The sequence below is a fragment of the Parabacteroides massiliensis genome (genome assembly GCF_900155425.1).
Lineage (GTDB): Bacteria > Bacteroidota > Bacteroidia > Bacteroidales > Tannerellaceae > Parabacteroides > Parabacteroides massiliensis.
This window is the reverse complement of sequence record NZ_LT700191.1, coordinates 1,653,052-1,671,552: the sequence shown is the minus strand read 5'-3', so window position 1 is coordinate 1,671,552 and position 18,501 is coordinate 1,653,052. Positions and strand designations below refer to the sequence as shown.

Sequence of the window (18,501 nt, the reverse complement as noted above, 5' to 3'; positions counted from 1 at the left end):
GCTTGCTATCACCGGATCAGGAAAGCCTCCTTAAAGCGTTTCACTATACCATCGGGATGATATATTTCTGCATAAAAGATATAGACACCCGCTTGCAGCGGGCTTCCGTTGCCGGCAACGCCACTCCAGGTGATTTCGCCGGAGGTGCCTAACAACTCATGATTGGCAATCTCGGCTACACGCAGGCCGGAAGTATTGAAAACAAAAGCACGACAACTATATCCCGAACGGTCGAGCAGATAGGAAATAGCATAACTGCCGGATTTCTCTATCCACAAAGGAGGCTCCATCCCCGTAGAGCCACCCGACGAAGCGCCTTTGTATTGGGAATTCTGATAACCGGGTGTACCGTAACCAGCCGTTACGGAAGCGGAGGTCCAGTTTGCCGCGTCTTGTGTTGCGCCATCAGGGTCGATACGTTCAAGAGCGACTCCTTTCGATTTTTTGATAGAATAGGCGTGCCACTTCGAAGAATAGGCGACTTCATCTATTACCGTCTCATCCGCAGAACGGAACAAGACCAAAGTGGAAGATGTATTGGCTAAAATCGGAAGTTTGGCCAACTCGCAAAGGGCAGATGGATCGGCTATATCGTAGAAAGAGGCAACGCTTTCCTTGTTTTTGGTCAAGAGCAGATAGCTTTTGGTGTTCAGCTCAGGCTGAATAGAAGCCAAAGGGTAGCGGGTACTGAGTGTACCGTCAGATTTACGAATGGCAACAGAGAGAGCAGACAAAGACAAGGGATGATCCGAACGGTTGTACAATTCGATATATTCGCTGCCTCCGGCATACGGGTCGGGAAGCAATTCGTTGATAATGATTTCTCCTGGCTGAACCGGATCTGTGATTGCCGGAATATCGGGATCATTCGTATCATCGGGTGTATCGGGTCCGTCCGAATCTACCGGCGGTTCTTCCGCCTTATCGGAAGAGGAATTAACGGCACCGGGTGTTCCTCCACGTGGATCAGTACAAAGACGCCAACCCGAAACAGAATGTTCCCAGGATTTACCGCCGGTGGCTTTGGCATAGGAAACCGAATCTATTAATGTTCCCGAAGCATTATACAGATGCAACAAGGCTCCTTGATCATTTAAAGCCGGAAATTTATCTATCGGGATCAACAAGGCTCGATCATCGGCCGCCAATGATTTTTCACGGTCATACAAAACGGCATAACTCCCTGCAGCCAGTGTCACATTGGGCAGTTTTTTAACTTTCTTGCCTGTCACATTCCGGTATTCCCATCCGTTCAAGGAAACAGGCGCAGATGTCTTGTTGTATAATTCAACATACTCGGCCATTCCCTGTGCCTCTCCCGGTTTTGCCATCACCTCATTTATCCGGATAGAACCGGGCGGGACATCGGCAGCGTCGTCACCTTCCATTTTGAATTTCACATTCTCCGAGAAATCGGAAAGACGGTTACCAGACAGATCGGTCACTCCTTGATAAGAGATCGTATATTGTTTGCCATTCTCCATATTTTTCTCGAAAAGAACATTGACAGTGGTTTTCAGCTCTTCATCCACATAGGTTTTCCGGTAAGCCTCCCCAATATCGGAGATACTAAAAACAGCATTCTTTATTTCGACCGGCTTATTAAAAGTGTAACGCAAGATGGAGGCTGATATCGGTTCGGTTTCAACCAATTTCGGGAGTTCTACGGGAGAAGGGCCCGGTTTGCCGGGTTCATCCGACTCAAGAGGAGTCGGTGTTATCCGATCGGAAACATATACATTATCAATGCTGAATAAACCACTTCGAGTCTTCGTATAATAGAATGTAAAAATCAGATTTCCCCGTTCCGGCGGAGCGGTAATCGCATATTTGCTACTTCCTTCCAATTTATAACTGGACGTTCCTTCGGTCCGGCTGTATAATGTCCATTGTTCATTATTTTCCAGTGTGACTTTGATATGCAAAAGTAACGGTGTGTTTGCAAAGTTCGTGCGCGGTGTAATCAGTTCGACTTTTCCATGACGCATCAATCCTAACTCCTTCGTACCGGTACGCCCGATACGCACATAGTAGTAACGCGCTGCATTTTCCTGATACAAATACACACACAACTTATTATCATTGCTCGGTGCCTGCCGCATATACACGTCAAACTCCCATTGCATATTTGTCGAATAGGGAATATCCTTTCCAATGGAGAGACTCCCTGATTGAGTAGGTTTAATAACAAGTTGAAGCCTTCCCTCTTCATTAATTTTAAACGACTCCCGATCCTTACCGATCCAGTCGGAACCCAACTCCGGTCCATCAAACGTCTCATTCACTTGTGAAATCACACAAAAAGGAAGTAATACGAAGAGAAAAAGAATAAATTGTTTCATAGCCTTCTGGTTTTGTTTATAATTTGTATATCTTTGCACCCCTAAAGCGTTGTAGCGAAGAAAGCACAGAGCTTTCCGTACACGCTGTAAAGGTATACCATTTTTTTTATAAACAAATTAATTAGTGCTCAAAATGAAAGTAGCAATTGTTGGAGTGAGTGGAGCCGTAGGACAAGAATTCCTGCGCGTACTCGACGAGAGAAACTTCCCGATAGATGAACTTGTGCTTTTTGGCTCATCTCGCAGTGCCGGACGTGTTTACACTTTCCGTGGTAAACAGATTACCGTCAAGGAGCTTAAGCATAACGACGACTTTAAGGGAATTGATGTTGCTTTTGTTTCGGCCGGTGGCGGTACTTCTGTCGAATTCGCAGAAACCATTACAAAATATGGTACTGTGATGATCGACAATTCCAGTGCATTCCGCATGGACAACGATGTACCTTTGGTCGTTCCCGAAGTGAACCCGGAAGATGCACTGAATCGTCCGCGCGGTATCATTGCCAATCCGAACTGTACCACTATCCAGATGGTCGTTGCATTGAAGGCAATCGAGGGTCTGTCGCATATCAAACGTGTACACGTATCGACTTATCAGGCTGCCAGCGGTGCAGGCGCAACAGCTATGGCCGAACTGGTAAAACAATATGAACAATTGTTGAAAGGCGAAGAACCTACTGTAGAAAAGTTCGCTTATCAGCTGGCTTACAACGTTATTCCGCATGTAGACGTATTTACCGACAACGGCTATACGAAAGAAGAGATGAAGATGTATAACGAAACACGCAAGATCATGCACTCCGACATCGAAGTGAGCGCAACCTGTGTGCGTGTTCCGGTCATGCGCGCCCATAGCGAAGCAACTTGGGTCGAAACGGAACGCCCGATCAGCGTAGAAGAAGCCCGCAAAGCTTTTGCTGAAGCCGAAGGTGTTATCCTGCAGGACGAACCGGCAAAGAAAGATTATCCGATGCCGTTGTTCATTGCCGGGAAAGATCCTGTTTACGTAGGCCGTATCCGTAAGGACATCACGAATCCGAACGGTTTGACCTTCTGGACGGTAAGCGACCAGATCAAAAAAGGCGCAGCTTTGAATGCCGTACAGATAGCAGAGTATTTGTTGAAAGTAAAGAATATCGGATAAACGGTATTTGAATATAAAGAGAAGGAGATGTCAAAACTCCTTTATCATGATCTTTTAGGCACGGATTCCTTTCTTGTAATCCGTGCCTAAATTATATCTTCATTTCTTCCAGTCCTTCTTCCAACGTATGCGGGCAATAGCCCAATTCTCGTTTTGCTTTTTCAATAGATAATCCGCTATTATGCGGACGCGGGGTTGCTTCCTTCATTTCTTCCGTTGTGACCGGGCGGATCAAGGAACGATCCAGATTGAAGTAATCGGCTACACGATATGCCATTTCAGCGATAGAGAGATATTCCGCGCCACAGATGTGATAAATACCGGAATTACCGGAATACACCAGCTTCTCCACTCCGTCGGCAATGTCCGCCACCCAAGTCGGCGTACGGTATTGGTCGGAGACGACACGAATCTCCTGCCCTGCTTCCAAACGGTTCTTGACCAGTTGCAGGATATTGCCATGTTGGCCCGGCAAGGCTTTCCCGTATACGACAACCACACGGACAATCGCATAGTTGCGACAAATACTTGCTATCGCCTGCTCTCCTTGATACTTGGTCACACCATAATAATTGAGCGGAGCGGGTATATCTTCTTCCGTATAGAGACGGTCGCTTTTCCCGTCAAACACAAAGTCAGTCGACAGATGGATAAAACGGCATCCCTGATGCTCGCAACAATGAGCCAGGTTTTCTACCGCCGACACGTTAACGGCATACGCCTCTTCGCGGTGCAACTCGCAATAATCAGGAACGGAAAGAGCCGAACAATTGATGACGACATCAGGACAGATATGGTCGAACAAGGTCTCTACCGCCGGATAGTCGTTGATATCCAACCGGATGAAAGTATGATTTCCTTCCTGACGAATATCAGAATGAAGGGAACAGCCGAATACCTCGTATTCCCCGTTCTCCGAAAGGTTATCCAGGATTCTTCTCCCGGTGAACCCGTTTGCTCCTATAATCAATATCTTTTTCATCAAAACATATAGATCAGGACACCCAATACGCGGTGGTTTGTTACCGAATGAGTATCCTCTATTTTACCGTTTTCGGCATTCATTGTGCCATACCAGGCAAAAGAAGGGCTGTATTCCACTCCCAATTTCCAGTGAGGCAAATTATAAGAGAGTTGGAGGTTGGTGGTAAACACCTGGTCCACATCCAACCCGACACCATAGGTCGGCCCGGCGATCGTCTTTCCCGTCCCCAGGTTCTTCAGATACCCGACAAAGATTCCCGGCTTCCACTTCTTTCCATACACCACATTCAGCCAAGTCATCGAATGGCGATATGGCGTATATTCTTGTTCCCCTGTACGCGAATCGATGGAAGTAACAGCATACCCGCCCAACATACTGGCCTGCGTCAGATTGGAGGCTAACAAGGTCTTACCGGCTATCAACCAGTTCGGAGCCGTATATTTGGCATGCGCTTCAAAAGAGAGCGAAGTAACCCGTTCGTTCACTTTATACGTCCGGTTATCTACCGTTGTTTGCAGGCGGGGTTTCAAGGATAACATTTCCATACCGACACCTGCAATCAAACCGTCTGCCTTATAATCAGCCGAAACGTAGACTTCCGGGATGCAGCTGTTTTTAATATATTCCTCGCTCTTTCCGTTCGGGCCGGCAGACAGATACTGCAATTGCCACAACACGGCTCCCGTCAACTGCAATCCTTTGCCGGAGGTGTACCGGTAGCGGATCTGCGGGCTGCGGTTAAACGGCTGGAAAGGTGCACCGGTCGAAAGATTCAACATCTGCGGAGATACATCGCCGAACAGCGGATGCCAGGTTTGCCCCACCAACACTGCCGACTTTCCCCAATCCAGATTGACGTATGCATGGCGAATACGCAAGACCGCCCAATTACTGCCGGAGCCTCGAAAGTCCGCCTCCAGCTTGGCTGTCGTCACGGCATTTCCTATATTCGGTCCTTTCACATCCACCCCCAGACGGGAATAGAGCAGATAAAAACTACCGTTTGCCGTAGCATTCAGGTCATTCCCGTCAGCATCCGGATTCTTATCTTTCGGGTAAAGATAAAAAAGTCCGTCCACTGTCTCAGCATTAGCGCGGGAATTATAAAACAGGTCACCACGCACCTGTCCGTAAAAAGTATAAGAAAAATTCTTTTTCTGGGCATAACCGGCCATCACCATACACAAGGCCGCAAAGAGTAGCAAGTATCTTTTCATTTCTGTCTTTTCAAATTGACTGCAAAGGTAAGGAAGTTTGTTCTCACTACAAAATGTCTTTTTCAAGGGCTTGAGTATAAGCATAGAAATTGTGACAATCGGAGAGTCCGCCCAACCAGACTCTTAAAAATAATACATCACAAGCCCCAGTATACGGTGATTGGTGACACTATGCGTATTTACGACCTTGCCGGAAGTCCTGTCCGTATCGCCATACCAAGCCGTCGTCGGCATATATTCCATTCCTATCTGCCAATGGGGCAGATTGTAGGAGAAAGCGATATTGGTAGAGAAAACCTGATCTATATCCAATCCCATACCATATTTGGTTGCAGAAACCAAAGCATCGGTCGTCCCTAAGTTCTTGGTATAACCGGCAAAGAAATGCCCTTTCCACTTCGTTCCGTAGGTGAAATTAACCCAAGAAGTGGAATGGCGGAAAGGCGTATATTCCTGCCTTCCGTTATCCGGAGCGATGGAACTGATGCCATAACCGCCAATCAACGCCGTATGGTCCAAGCTGGAAGCCATCAGGCTCTTGGCGGCAAAAGCGAAATTGCGTCCGGTATACTTGGCATGAGCCTCATAGGAAAACGTCGTCATACGCTCATTTACCTTATAGGTCTTTTCATTCCAGACAGAAGAAGTACGAGGTTTCAGGGAAATCAGATGGACACCACCGCCTACCAGCCAACCATCGGAAGCATAATCGGCACCGAGATAGAACTCCGGCACACAGCTATTCTTCATATATTCCTCGCTCATCCCGTTAGGGCCACTTGAAAGATATTGCAACTGCCAAAGGGCGGAAGCAGTCAATTTGACTTTCCCTGCCTTATACTGGTAACGTATCTGCGGTTCGCGATTAAACGGTTGGAAAGGTGCACCGGTAGAAAGATTCAGGATATCCGGATAGACACTCCCGAACAAAGGATGCCAAGTCTGCCCTATCAATATCTGGCTCTTTTCCCAATCCAACGCCACATAGGCCTGCCGAATACGCAACATCGTCGTGCTGGACGAGAAACCGCCAAAATCGACTTCGATCTTTGCTGAAGAACGGGCCGTACCGATATTCGGACCGGTCACGTCCACTCCAAGACGAGAAGTGAAGGTATAGAAACTACCGTTGGGACCGGCATTCAAGTCTTTACCGCCTGCATCCGGTTTCTTGTCCAGTGGATACAAATAGAAATTCCCGTCCACCGGAGCCATATTGGCACGCGTATTATAGAAGAGGTCTCCACGGACAAAGCCGTAAAATTTATAAGTGAAGTTCTTCTTCTGGGCTATCGCCGGGAACATCATGCAAATGCCAATCAGCAGTAATATCAGTTTTTTCATTTTTATAGTTTGTTATCTGTTTAACAGAGTTGAGCCGCAAAGATATATATTTTCCTGTATTTCATTTGAAGAACGAAATATTATTTGTTACTTTGCTTCCAAGTTGTAAGCCTTAAAGGCCAAATTGATTAATAATGTAAACTACATAACAACATCATGGAAAGTAAAAAATTTTTACTACAGGAGAAAGATATTCCTACAGCCTGGTACAATATCGTGGCTGACATGAAGAATAAACCGCTTCCTCCGCTGAACCCAAAAACAAAGGAACCGCTCAAACCAGAAGACCTCTACCCCTTATTTGCCAAAGGGTTGGTAGAGCAAGAGGTTAATCAGACAGATGCTTGGATCGAAATCCCGGAAGAAGTTCGCGATATGTATAAAATCTGGCGTCCGACTCCGTTGGTCCGTGCTTACGGGCTTGAGAAAGCGATTGACACACCGGCTCACATCTATTTCAAAAACGAAAGTGTCAGCCCGGTCGGTTCGCACAAACTGAACTCAGCTATTCCGCAGGCTTATTTCTGCAAGAAAGAAGGCGTAACCAATATCACAACCGAAACAGGTGCCGGACAATGGGGAGCTTCCATGGCCATGGCCGCCAAACACTTCGGATTGGAACTGGCTGTCTATATGGTAAAGGTCAGCTACAATCAGAAACCCTATCGCCGTTCTATGATGCAGACGTTCGGAGCCGAAGTGATCGCCTCGCCGAGTATGAGTACACGTGCGGGTCGCGACATCATCACCAAGCACCCGAACTATCAGGGAAGTCTGGGTACAGCCATCTCCGAAGCGGTAGAACTGGCCATGCAGACTCCCAATTGTAAATATGTATTGGGTAGTGTACTGAACCATGTAATGCTCCACCAAACGGTTATCGGCCTGGAAGCAGAAAAGCAGATGGAGATGGCAGGAGAATATCCGGACGTGGTAATCGCTTGTTTCGGTGGCGGTTCAAACTTCTCCGGTATTGCATTCCCGTTCCTGCGCCATAAACTGACACAAGGGAAAGACATCCGCATCGTTGCAGCCGAACCGGCATCCTGCCCGAAACTGACACGAGGACAATTCCAATACGACTTCGGTGATGAAGCCGGTTATACACCGCTTCTTCCGATGTTTACCTTGGGACATAACTTTGCCCCGGCCAATATCCATGCTGGCGGTCTGCGTTATCACGGTGCAGGTTCCATCGTCAGCCAACTGAAGAAGGATGGTCTGATGGATGCCGTAGACATCCAACAGCTTGAGACATTCAAAGCAGCCACACTCTTCGCACAGAGTGAAGGTATCATACCGGCTCCCGAATCTTCCCACGCCATCGCCGCCGCTATCCGTGAAGCAGAGCAGGCGAAGATCGAAGGCAAACCGCGTACGATCCTGTTCAACCTGTCCGGCCACGGTTTGATCGACATGGCCGCTTACGACCAATATCTGGCTGGCGACCTGACAAACTACGAAGTCACGGATGCCGATGTGGAAAAGAATCTTTCGGAGATAGAAAAGATCATTAAGTAAGAACAACAGAGAACCTACCATAAAAAATGAAAATGGCGCTAATAACAGGGACTCACGTCTTTTGTTATTCGCGCCATTTTCGGTTGTGTCTATGAAATATTTTAAAATAGGTATTATGAGAAAATGTCGTTATAACTTGTTGCCGGAGCAACCATATTTTGGACATTCAAGCTAAAGTTTTTCTTCTTTTTATTCCACATTCCATATGTGTAATATTAATCACTTAAAAATACTTTCAAATTGCGCCGCAAATGTAGGTATCATTCGATAATAGAACAAACTTCCGCTTACATATTGTCACAAAATATAGCTTATTTAACAATATTAAAGTTTTCATACACTTTCACGCCCTCGACATACTTACAAATTGTAAGAACATTATCTGCCATTCCCGGAATATCACGATTCCTCGTCCTTAAATTCAAGTATATCCGCCGGTTGACAATCGAGTTCCTTACAAATTGCTTCAAGAGTAGAGAAGCGTATAGCTTTGGCTTTGCCTGTCTTTAAAATTGAAAGATTTGCCGGAGTAATGCCGATACGGTCGGCCAGATCACCTAAAGCAATCTTTCTTTTTGCCATCATCACATCCAAATTCACTATTATAGCCATATTCTTCCCTTTTGATTATTCGTTAATTATGACATTACAAGATTTCACCACCTGCATTTTCCGGTACTTGCCAGACCGGAATGCTCAAACTTCCGAAGCGATAATAAAGATATCATCCGAAGAAGAAAAAATTATCAGTTCCTTAAATGGTCAATTCCTGTTCCTCCTTCATCTGCAAACCGATCGCAAAAATACGGCTTACCAATAAAGCGATCAGTCCCATTATCAACGTCATTGACTGAAAATCGCCCCAGAAATTATGTTCATAACCTTCCAGCTCGAACAGGCGGGTTGCCGTCCAGTAATTCATTAGCATATAAGCCTGTGTCATCACAAAAGAGATCAGCAAATCACGCCCGATACGATTCAAACGGCGTACATTCATCCAATCGAATATCACCTCATGATTAATCGCATTGATAAGCTTGTAGAATTGGATGATCGCTTTTATAATAAAGAACAGGCCGATCAGCGCAAGGAAACTTACATATCCTGCAAATCCGACATCTTTGGATTTTGCCCAGACCAATGTTTTGATATGTGAAGCCGGATACCACTCCTGGTCCTTCTGATTGAACAGCTTATCAGAAGTGGCAGCCAAAGACTTCGGCCATAAATTAAGAGCCAACGGACTTAATATCTCCGCACTGATATTTGTTGCTCCCTGCTCATGTGCTTCTTCCACTTGCGACATTCCTTCTTTGAAACCGTCCACAAAAGCATTCCCCATCGAATAGATACTCGGAACCAAAGACAGGCCGACAAAGAAAAATATCAATACACAGATTAAATTCAATTGCTTTTTCATAACCCTTTTATATCAAATGGCATACGGGCAATTATTCCGGATTCCGTTTCTGCCCGACGGATAGTTGAGAACAATTTGAATTGCTCTTCACCCATTACAGATTTGGTGATGGCAATTTTGGCTTCATCCATTTGTTTCTCCATGAATTTGGTAAAGAAATCTTTCGGCCCGTCGGCTACCGTTATTGAATAATCAGTCAGTTCCGCCAATGTTGCAGCCTCTTTGATTGCATCGTCCATACCGCCCAACTGGTCGACCAAGCCTCTTTCCAACGCCTGCTCGCCTGTCCATACACGTCCTTGTCCGATCGAATCGATCTCAGCCTTCGTCATTCCGCGGCCATCTGCGCAACGAGTCAGGAATAAATCGTAGGTGTGTTCCACACCACGCTGAATCAAAGCCTTTTCATCTTCACGCATCGGACGGCTGATGTCTCCCAGGTCGGCAAATGTATTTGTCTTTACAATATCCGTAGTTACACCTACCTTATCAAATGTCCCAGTGAAATTACGAACGACACCGAACACACCGATCGAACCGGTCAATGTCGTACGTTCGGCAACAATCTTGTTAGCTGCACAAGAAATGTAATAGCCACCGGAAGCAGCATAATTACCCATTGAAACTACGATCGGCTTTTTTGCTTTCAGTTCTTCGACTTCTTTCCATATCTGTTCGGAAATATAAGCGCTGCCACCCGGAGAGTTCACACGGAAGACTACGGCTTTTACATCATCGTCATCTTTCAGTTTACGCAACTTCTTTGCCATTTCTTCTGAAATCACCTGTTCATCGGCACTGAAAGGAGAAGAAGAATCTTCGTCTCTGATTTCACCTTCCGCATACAGGACAGCAATCTTATTCTTGCTGTCTTTTTCTTTCACTTTGATCGAGGCGACTTTATCCACTCCTGCCGTTTTCAGCTTGCCTTTCACATCCTGTCCGGCCATTTCTTTCACACAGTTTTCCACTTCATAACGATAACGAAGCCCGTCTGCCAATCTATAATCGACCGCATTGGAAGCCTGCCCCATTGCAAGACCTTCGTTCAGGTAACGGTTCAATTCGTCGGAAGAGATATTACGGCTTTTCTCAATAGCAGTAGTCAGGTTTCCCCATACACTGCCCAAGAAAGAAGTCAACTGTTCGCGGTTGGCATCGCTAAACTTTTTCAGGAAAAACGGCTCTACAGCACTCTTATAAGTTCCAACCTTAAAGATATAATGTTCTACACCTAATTTTTCAGCCAATCCGGTAAAGAACAAGCCTTGCGAAACGAGCCCCACTAACGAGACACTACCTTGCGGATTCAGAAAAACAGAATCGGCCACACTACACAGGTAATAAGAACCCTGCGTATAAAAATCGCCATAAGACACAATGAACTTACCGCTGTCCTTAAAGTCCACCAATTCACGACGGATCGCTTCGATTCCTGCAAAACCAGTAGAAAGCGAACCGGCTTCCAGATAAATTCCTTTAATATTATCGTTTGCTTTTGCACGGCGGATCGCTTTGATCACATCCGATACAGCCATTTGATTACTGCTTTCTCCCATCAGTTCCGAGAAAGGATTCTTCACTGCCTGATCAACCAAGACCCCATCCAAAGACAATTTGAACACCGTGTTCTTATCCGGTTTGTACTCGGAAGAACCGTCAGCACTGGCAGCTACTCCTATGATGAAAAAGATGGAACCTATTGTTACGATTCCCAAAGCAACCAGCACGCCCAGTGTGGATGCAAATACTGTTTTGAAGAATTGTTTCATAATGTTTTATGTATTTGTTGTTCGTTTCTCAAATAATATTTATCGTTTTTCGATATGCAAAAGAATATATTATTTTTGACTCTACCAAACATTTTTATCGTTTTTCGATAAAATATTTACGAAATACGAAAAATATATATTGAAATCAGATTCTTCCCAAATACTCATCCACCGTATAATTCAGAAATTGGTTGAACGGATACAAAAGCTTGAAATCATCAATGGCCTTATCCATCCAATCCGGTTCGAAAAAGAATTCATCCGGTTTATAGGAAACGACGCTAAAGTCCTTATGCCGGAGAATTTCGCCATATTTGAAATCGGAAGGATAACCGGTAGGCATACGTTTCAGGACTTCACCCTCCATCTTCGGATATGTCTTCTTGAAAGCCGGATTTTCCATGATGGCGACAAAATCTTCTATATTTTCATAAATGTCTTTACGAAGTGCTTTCAACAAGGCCGGCGGCGGACACCAAACACCACCCGAAAGCAGGCAGCCACCTGGTTCAAGATGAATATAGTAACCGCCACGCTCGCTACCTCGTCCGCCACAGGAAGCCATATAGGCGGCAAAATGAATTTTGTAAGGAGTCTTATCCGGCGAAAAACGAATATCCCGGTAAATACGGAACAGGCAGTCCTTCGCCTCCAATCCGGCTATTTCCGGATCAAACAAAGCAATCCGGTTAATCAATTGTTGAACCTCATCGATAAAACCTTTGCGAAGAGAATCATAACGATTTTTATTTGCTTGAAACCATTCTCTGTTATTGTTTTGTTTCAACTCCGTCAGGAATTGCATTATTTCTGCATTCATACCTTTATCATATTAAAACATAAATCCCAAATTCATATAAAACTGCAAATGCGAATTACGGTTGGACATGCCAAACGTAGCACTCAGCGGGCCGGCCATACTGTTATAAGCATATCCCAGGCTACCGCCCCAAAGGCTTTTCCCCTTCAACAAATGGAAAAAGTCATTATCGTGAACACCATAATTGCCGGTCAGCGTGATATAATTGTTCCCCGCAATGCGTTGCCGGAGCTGAAGACGGGCCACTACAACCGAATTATCCAGGATTTCCACATGATTGATTCCGGCAAAAGGTAGTTGCTGAGACAAATAACGCCCGAACGTCTCCCCTCCGATCGCATTCAAGAACGGATAAGCCGTATTCCCTCCGATCAAGACACGCCCGTAAAACGCAGGCAGCAAACTCAGACGTGAACTAATGGGCCAAACCGTCATAAACTTCAATCCGATAGCCGAAAAAGGAGAACTACCATTGTATTTCACAAAGTTATCCGTATACAATGAATAGTTCGCTTCCAAAGAAACCCCTTTATTCGGAAAATACCGTTGGTCCAATGTCTCAAGATGTGCCAATGCGAAATAGCTGAAAAAACCCTCCGGTTTCACAGCATACAGTTCGTTGTTCCCTGTGTAAAGAAAGGAATTATAATTGAAATACTCATAACGCAACCCGGCCTTTACCTTGAAACTCAACCAGTTCATATCCGAATAGGCGAATTCGGCAAGATGGTGCGTATAGGTCGTGTTGAACCGTTTATCTCCCTTCTCATAAATGTCCAAATTATTATAGCTGAACTTATACGACAAATTGAAATTGCGCAGTGGAGAACGTTCGATCGAATAATCCAGCATCGCAGAGGATATCTTACTCCCCACACGCCCGGTAAAAGCAAAACGGGAATGATTCCGTTTTCCCTTATGATAGGTGGCATTCACCAACACTCCGATGATTTCCTCCGAATCGAAACGTATACCCAAGTTCACAGAACTTTCCGATTTAGGCTGCAAGGTCAAGACCAAATCCTGCTGGTTCTCGCCGGTCAGTTTGTAGTTTACATAAGCATAGGCGTTTGTCCCCACCAGGATAGACATGGATTTGCGCAGTTCCTTCAATGTTATATGGCTGTTCTCCTTCAGCGCACAGATACGATGCAACCAGTTCAGATCACGCGGATCGGCTCCATCGAAACGAATATGGCGGACATAGAAAGTATCGGCGGGCAAAACGGGACGATGCGCCAGCCTCCGTGCCTCTATGGAAAAGGTATCGGTATCCAAAAGACCGATCTTACGCTTCAAAGCCATGATTTCGTTCCAACGACGGTGGGCTTCGGCTTCTCCTCTGTGCAACATCGTGTCGAGAGCGGCAGGGGCAAAACTGGTAGAACGGTAAGGTTCCATATCCGGGCGAAACAGCAGGTCGGTCCGGTCGCGGTTTTGCGCATATTTGTCATAGCCGTGTAAAGCGATGATCTGCGTTGCGATATCACCGGGAGAATGCAGGCGGTCGTAGGTACGCAGATCGCTCGTTGCCAAATCCACACCGATAATGATATCCGCCCCCATAGCAAGTGCGACATCCACCGGATAGTTATTATTCAACCCACCGTCGACAAGCACCATACTGTCCAGCCGGACAGGGGTAAACACTGCCGGAATCGCCATACTGGCACGCATGGCAAGCGGAAGGCTGCCTTCATGGAATACATAATCTTTGCCACTGACCATATCGACTGCCACACAGGCAAACGGAATCTGGAAAGAATTGAAATCGACCGAATCATGATAACCGATCGTCAGGTCCGAAAAGAGATTTTGCAAATTCTGGCCCTTCACAACCCCGTCGATCACCCGGTCCTTCTTCTCCAACCCGAAAGGCAAAGAGACTATATAACGTTCCGCCTTCTCTTTTTCAGGGAAAAGCAGATGGCTGCGTTTCACTTTGTCACTCAACAACATATCCCAGTCCTGATCCTCGACCATTCCCTTGATTTCGTCCGGGCTGTAACCGATGGCATACAAACCTCCGACAATCGCTCCCATACTGGTTCCAGTCACGATGTCGATCGGTATACCGGCCTCCTCCAACACTTTCAATACCCCGATATGCGCCACACCTTTCGCACCACCACCGCCCAACACGACAGCGACTTTCTTGCGTTCTCCTGCTATCGCAGGCCAAACGAGCAAGCATATCAGCAAAAGAGACAGGCATTTCTTCACCATCACAATCCCTTTATTTAGTTGTTATCCACGGATATATTCTTCTATGGACAGGTTCTTGTCAATCGTTACTACTTCATAACGAATATCTTATTTATATCCAATGGCAAAGATATATTTTGTTATCGCCTCACGCAATAAAAGGATTGAAAAAACATAACATGCCGTCTACTTTCCGGCCAACAAAAGCTCGAACCTGATATATTCCGCATCCACATACATAATTTTCGCCCCATCCTCCCGAATAATCATCCCATGATAGGTCGAAACAATAAAGACCAAGCAGATCCCAACCATCATCCACCTCCAGTTCGTCTGAATCTGCTTTTTCATATTTATATCGTTTATATTTTTCAGATATCCTATCTATTCCAAGCCGGCGTCTTTCAATATTTTCCGCGCTTTCTCTTTTTCTTCTTTATTCAAGACGAGCGTATCGAGTTTAACGCCACTTTTATGCAGATCCTTTTCTTTTTCCCTGGCTTTCTTCATTTGTGCCTGCATCTTTTCGCGTCTCAAACGTTCCTCTTCCGGCATCTGCGGCAATTGGGCAACCAATACACGCAGATCGGCGACAGCCAGTTTCGTTTTTTTCCCGTCAGGAGCCAACATTGTCACTTCGTCGGCATTCTTGAAAAAGGCATCTTCACAAACCGCCTCCAAAAAAGGACGGTAATTGTACAGATACTTTTGCGACTTGTCCGTCTTCATATAGGCCGTCAGGTAAGCATATTTGCTGAAAATAGTTTTTTGCAATTCTTTTTCATTCTGAAACAACCCCGGATCGACATCCCAATAATGTCTGTTAATCTCATACAGGAAGTTCAACTGAGTCGGGTCTTTCTTCCAAGCGGCATAATACAACTTTTCCGCTTCAGGCCAACGCCCGTCCCGTTTCAACACATCTCCCCGGAAAGTCGTCAGCAGATTCACGAGAAACTTTTTCGGCTGCATATTCGTTTCCGCAAGATCGAATAGTTCGTAGGCCCGTTTGCGATCGTATGTTTTCCCCAAGGAAGCGCCATACAACATAGCCGTTTCCACATCCGTCGAATCCATTTCGAACGCTTTTCCCAACAGTTCGACTCCATCCAGTGCATGCCCGGACATATAGCGGGCGGCACCCGCATATTTCAAATTCAGGAAAGAAGAATCTCCATCTGCCAATAGCCCCGTGTACACGGTGTCCGCTTGTAAATAATCTTTCTCCATATACAGCGCCATTCCTTTACTCTGCCTAATCTGCCTGTTATCCGGATTATAAAACAAAGCGGTGTCACATACCTGCAACGCCCCTTTCCCATCTCCCATCCGCAATAACGTATTGACCAGAGAAGATGCCACACGCACATTTTCCGGGTTCAGTTCCAGAGCACGGGCATACAAAGAAAGGGCGATCATCGTATTAGGTCCGGTTCCTCTTTTGATATGGCAATCGGCCAAACCGGTCAGGATAGACGGATTTTCCCCTTCGATGGAAGCAAGAATATGATAATGTTCCGTCGCCTTGCCATAATCACCCAACTGATAATAGAGGCGTGCCAGCTGATAGTTGGCATAAAAATTCATGCTATCGGCCTCCAGCACCTTATGATAACATTGTTTCGCTTCCGCTATCTTCCCGAAATTGATCGCATTCCTGGCAACGGCATTCAACGCATCTATATTGCTCGTATCCATTTTCAAGCAATAAGAGAAACATTGATAAGCATCCTTATAGCGCAACAACCCCTCATATGCCTGCCCGATTGCCGACATCGTTGCATAATCGGCTGAATCGGCAGGGGTAAGACTGTCCGCACGTGCTATCACTTCCTGAAATTGCTTTTTGTTGACCAATTCCTGGAGATTAAAACTTTGCGCCTGTCCACAAAAGGACAGTACGCAAAGAAACAGTAAGAGAGAAAACTTACTTTTCATAATGATATCATATTTATGACCTGTTCCGGTCTATTTTTACTGCAAACGGAAAGTAACCGGAACCGTATATTTGACGGCTACAGCCATATCATTTTGTATGCCTGGATTCCACTTAGGCATTTCCCGAATCACCCGGACAGCCTCCTTGTCCAGCGAAGGATCGATTCCACGGATCACTTCAATATCTTTCAAACTTCCATCCGTGTCGACAACGAAAGAGCAAGAGACACGGCCTTGTATTCCATTCTCCTGGGCAATAACCGGATATTTAATGCGTGTTGCCAGATATTTCAATAACAAAGACTGTCCACCCGGGAATTCAGGCATCTGCTGCACGACCGTAAAGACACGGCCGGACGTATCGATTCCTTTCACTTGCTTTCGCGTGGCACGTGAAGATATCTTTTTCCTTCCACCGGTAAGCCGGAAAGTTACCGGAACCGTATATTTGACATTAACCGCCTTGCCTCTCTGTTTTCCCGGCGACCATACCGGCATGGAGTTTATCACTCGCAAAGCCTCTCCATCCAACGCCGGACTTACCCCACGGATCACTTCCGCACCTGAGATAGCTCCATTTTTTCCGACAACGAAAGAACAACTGACCCGTCCTTCTATGCCGTCCTTGATCGCTGACTCCGGATATCTGAGATTCGTTTTCAGAAAATCCAGCAAAGCTCCCTGTCCGCCAGGGAATTCCGGCATTACCTCCACAACGGTAAATATCTGGTTACTGGCTTGTTTGGCAGCTTCCGCCCCTTTCTCCGACAACACATACTCTTCACGCTTTTCAGCCGGAGCGACATTGCCGATCGCCGGAAACGGTTGGATGGCATCCGGCACAAGGACATCGGCAAACGAGCTTTCCGTCAATTCGTCTGTGATTCGGGCTAAGGCATCGACATTGCTCAGGATCAGCAAAACGCCTACAAGCGGTATAAAGATCAGGTATTTCGTCTTCCCGATACTCCGGGAACGCTTTTTGTTCATCATGCTGATCCGATTTTTCAGATGCAGCATATTAAAGTTATTGGATAAAGAGGTGGCTGATTTATTGGTATGCGCCAACCCCAAAAGATGATACTGATAGCTACGGCTGTCATAGCCCGATTCGAGCACCGTATCATCAGCCAGATATTCCAGATTATGACGTACCTCCCTTTTCAACAGCCAGACAAACGGGTTCACCCAACAGATAATGCAAACCAATTCGCAAATAACCACATCGATCGAATGCCATTGGTTGACATGCGTACACTCATGTGTCAGAATTTCATCGATCTCTTTTTCTGAATGGCTTTCGGGATGCAGGAATACCAGCCGGAAAAAAGAAAAAGGCCCGGCAGGTTTATTAAGGATGTGTACACGTACGTTACGGATCAATGCCACTTCCGAGTGTCGCGTCAACATCAATATGCTGCCCAACTGCACTAAAAGACGAAGCAACAAAACGATAACGCCGCTCCAATAGAGATACGAAATACCGGAAAGTAACAGATCATGCCCGTTTGTTTCGGGAATATTGCCAGGCGTTATCATCGTTTCAGGTAAAATAGCCGAATACATTTGTATGACCTCTGCCATCGGCTCCTGTTCCCGTATCCAATTCTGAATATTCATCAACGGATAGAACAATGACACCCCAAAGAATGCCAAGAGGATAGCACGGCGCAATTTGAAGAAGGTGTCCTTGTAAAAGAACAACCGATAGAAGGCATAAAGAAGTATAAAAGCTACATTTACCTTCAAGAAGTAGGCCAATTCCGGTGCCATGGCATTACGTATTTAACGGT

The 18,501-nt window shown here is 45.8% G+C and carries 14 protein-coding genes; 2 read left to right on the top strand and 12 right to left on the bottom strand.

Annotated elements, in window-relative coordinates:
- Nucleotides 1-8: 8 nt before the first annotated feature.
- Nucleotides 9-2,342: a lamin tail domain-containing protein gene (locus BQ9893_RS17750; protein WP_075967153.1), complete on the bottom strand. Its 2,334-nt coding sequence runs from the start codon at nucleotides 2,340-2,342 to the stop codon at nucleotides 9-11.
- Nucleotides 2,343-2,475: 133 nt separating this feature from the next.
- Here BQ9893_RS17750 and BQ9893_RS17745 point away from each other — a divergent pair, with 133 nt between their 5' ends.
- Nucleotides 2,476-3,486, top strand: a complete 1,011-nt coding sequence (locus tag BQ9893_RS17745) for an aspartate-semialdehyde dehydrogenase (RefSeq protein ID WP_075967152.1) — start codon at nucleotides 2,476-2,478, stop codon at nucleotides 3,484-3,486.
- 91 nt (nucleotides 3,487-3,577) lie between these two features.
- Here BQ9893_RS17745 and rfbD read toward each other — a convergent pair whose 3' ends face one another.
- The 3 genes from rfbD to BQ9893_RS17730 form a co-directional block, all read right to left on the bottom strand.
- The gene (gene rfbD, locus BQ9893_RS17740) at nucleotides 3,578-4,468 is read right to left on the bottom strand and encodes a dTDP-4-dehydrorhamnose reductase (protein WP_075967151.1); all 891 of its coding nucleotides are present in this window, start codon (nucleotides 4,466-4,468) and stop codon (nucleotides 3,578-3,580) included.
- A complete protein-coding gene (locus BQ9893_RS17735; protein WP_075967150.1) occupies nucleotides 4,468-5,688 on the bottom strand; it encodes a DcaP family trimeric outer membrane transporter in 1,221 nt (406 codons plus the stop codon). The genes rfbD and BQ9893_RS17735 overlap by 1 nt, the downstream gene beginning before the upstream one ends.
- A 123-nt stretch (nucleotides 5,689-5,811) precedes the next feature.
- A complete protein-coding gene (locus BQ9893_RS17730) occupies nucleotides 5,812-7,032 on the bottom strand; it encodes a DcaP family trimeric outer membrane transporter (protein WP_075967149.1) in 1,221 nt (406 codons plus the stop codon).
- Nucleotides 7,033-7,188: 156 nt separating this feature from the next.
- Here BQ9893_RS17730 and BQ9893_RS17725 point away from each other — a divergent pair, with 156 nt between their 5' ends.
- Nucleotides 7,189-8,553 (top strand): TrpB-like pyridoxal phosphate-dependent enzyme, encoded by a 1,365-nt coding sequence (locus BQ9893_RS17725; protein ID WP_075967148.1) that lies wholly within the window; start codon nucleotides 7,189-7,191, stop codon nucleotides 8,551-8,553.
- Nucleotides 8,554-8,952: 399 nt separating this feature from the next.
- On the opposite strand, the gene BQ9893_RS17720 is transcribed toward BQ9893_RS17725, so the two are convergent.
- The 8 genes from BQ9893_RS17720 to BQ9893_RS17690 all read right to left on the bottom strand — a co-directional run bounded on the left by BQ9893_RS17720 (nucleotide 8,953) and on the right by BQ9893_RS17690 (nucleotide 18,481).
- Nucleotides 8,953-9,165 (bottom strand): helix-turn-helix domain-containing protein, encoded by a 213-nt coding sequence (locus BQ9893_RS17720; RefSeq protein WP_075967147.1) that lies wholly within the window; start codon nucleotides 9,163-9,165, stop codon nucleotides 8,953-8,955.
- Nucleotides 9,166-9,307: 142 nt separating this feature from the next.
- A complete protein-coding gene (locus BQ9893_RS17715; RefSeq protein WP_075967146.1) occupies nucleotides 9,308-9,973 on the bottom strand; it encodes a DUF2975 domain-containing protein in 666 nt (221 codons plus the stop codon).
- Nucleotides 9,970-11,745 (bottom strand): signal peptide peptidase SppA, encoded by a 1,776-nt coding sequence (sppA, locus tag BQ9893_RS17710; RefSeq protein WP_075967145.1) that lies wholly within the window; start codon nucleotides 11,743-11,745, stop codon nucleotides 9,970-9,972. The genes BQ9893_RS17715 and sppA overlap by 4 nt, the downstream gene beginning before the upstream one ends.
- Before the next feature lie 145 nt (nucleotides 11,746-11,890).
- Nucleotides 11,891-12,565: a DUF2461 domain-containing protein gene (locus BQ9893_RS17705; protein WP_075967144.1), complete on the bottom strand. Its 675-nt coding sequence runs from the start codon at nucleotides 12,563-12,565 to the stop codon at nucleotides 11,891-11,893.
- A gap of 12 nt (nucleotides 12,566-12,577) precedes the next feature.
- Entirely contained in the window at nucleotides 12,578-14,791 is a 2,214-nt protein-coding gene (locus BQ9893_RS17700) for a patatin-like phospholipase family protein (protein WP_081415489.1), read from the bottom strand.
- A 165-nt stretch (nucleotides 14,792-14,956) separates the two neighbouring features.
- The gene (locus tag BQ9893_RS21775) at nucleotides 14,957-15,121 is read right to left on the bottom strand and encodes a hypothetical protein (RefSeq protein ID WP_167369884.1); all 165 of its coding nucleotides are present in this window, start codon (nucleotides 15,119-15,121) and stop codon (nucleotides 14,957-14,959) included.
- A 33-nt stretch (nucleotides 15,122-15,154) separates the two neighbouring features.
- Nucleotides 15,155-16,708 (bottom strand): tetratricopeptide repeat protein, encoded by a 1,554-nt coding sequence (locus BQ9893_RS17695; RefSeq protein WP_075967143.1) that lies wholly within the window; start codon nucleotides 16,706-16,708, stop codon nucleotides 15,155-15,157.
- A gap of 36 nt (nucleotides 16,709-16,744) precedes the next feature.
- Nucleotides 16,745-18,481: a M56 family metallopeptidase gene (locus BQ9893_RS17690; protein WP_075967142.1), complete on the bottom strand. Its 1,737-nt coding sequence runs from the start codon at nucleotides 18,479-18,481 to the stop codon at nucleotides 16,745-16,747.
- Between the last annotated feature and the right edge of the window lie 20 nt (nucleotides 18,482-18,501).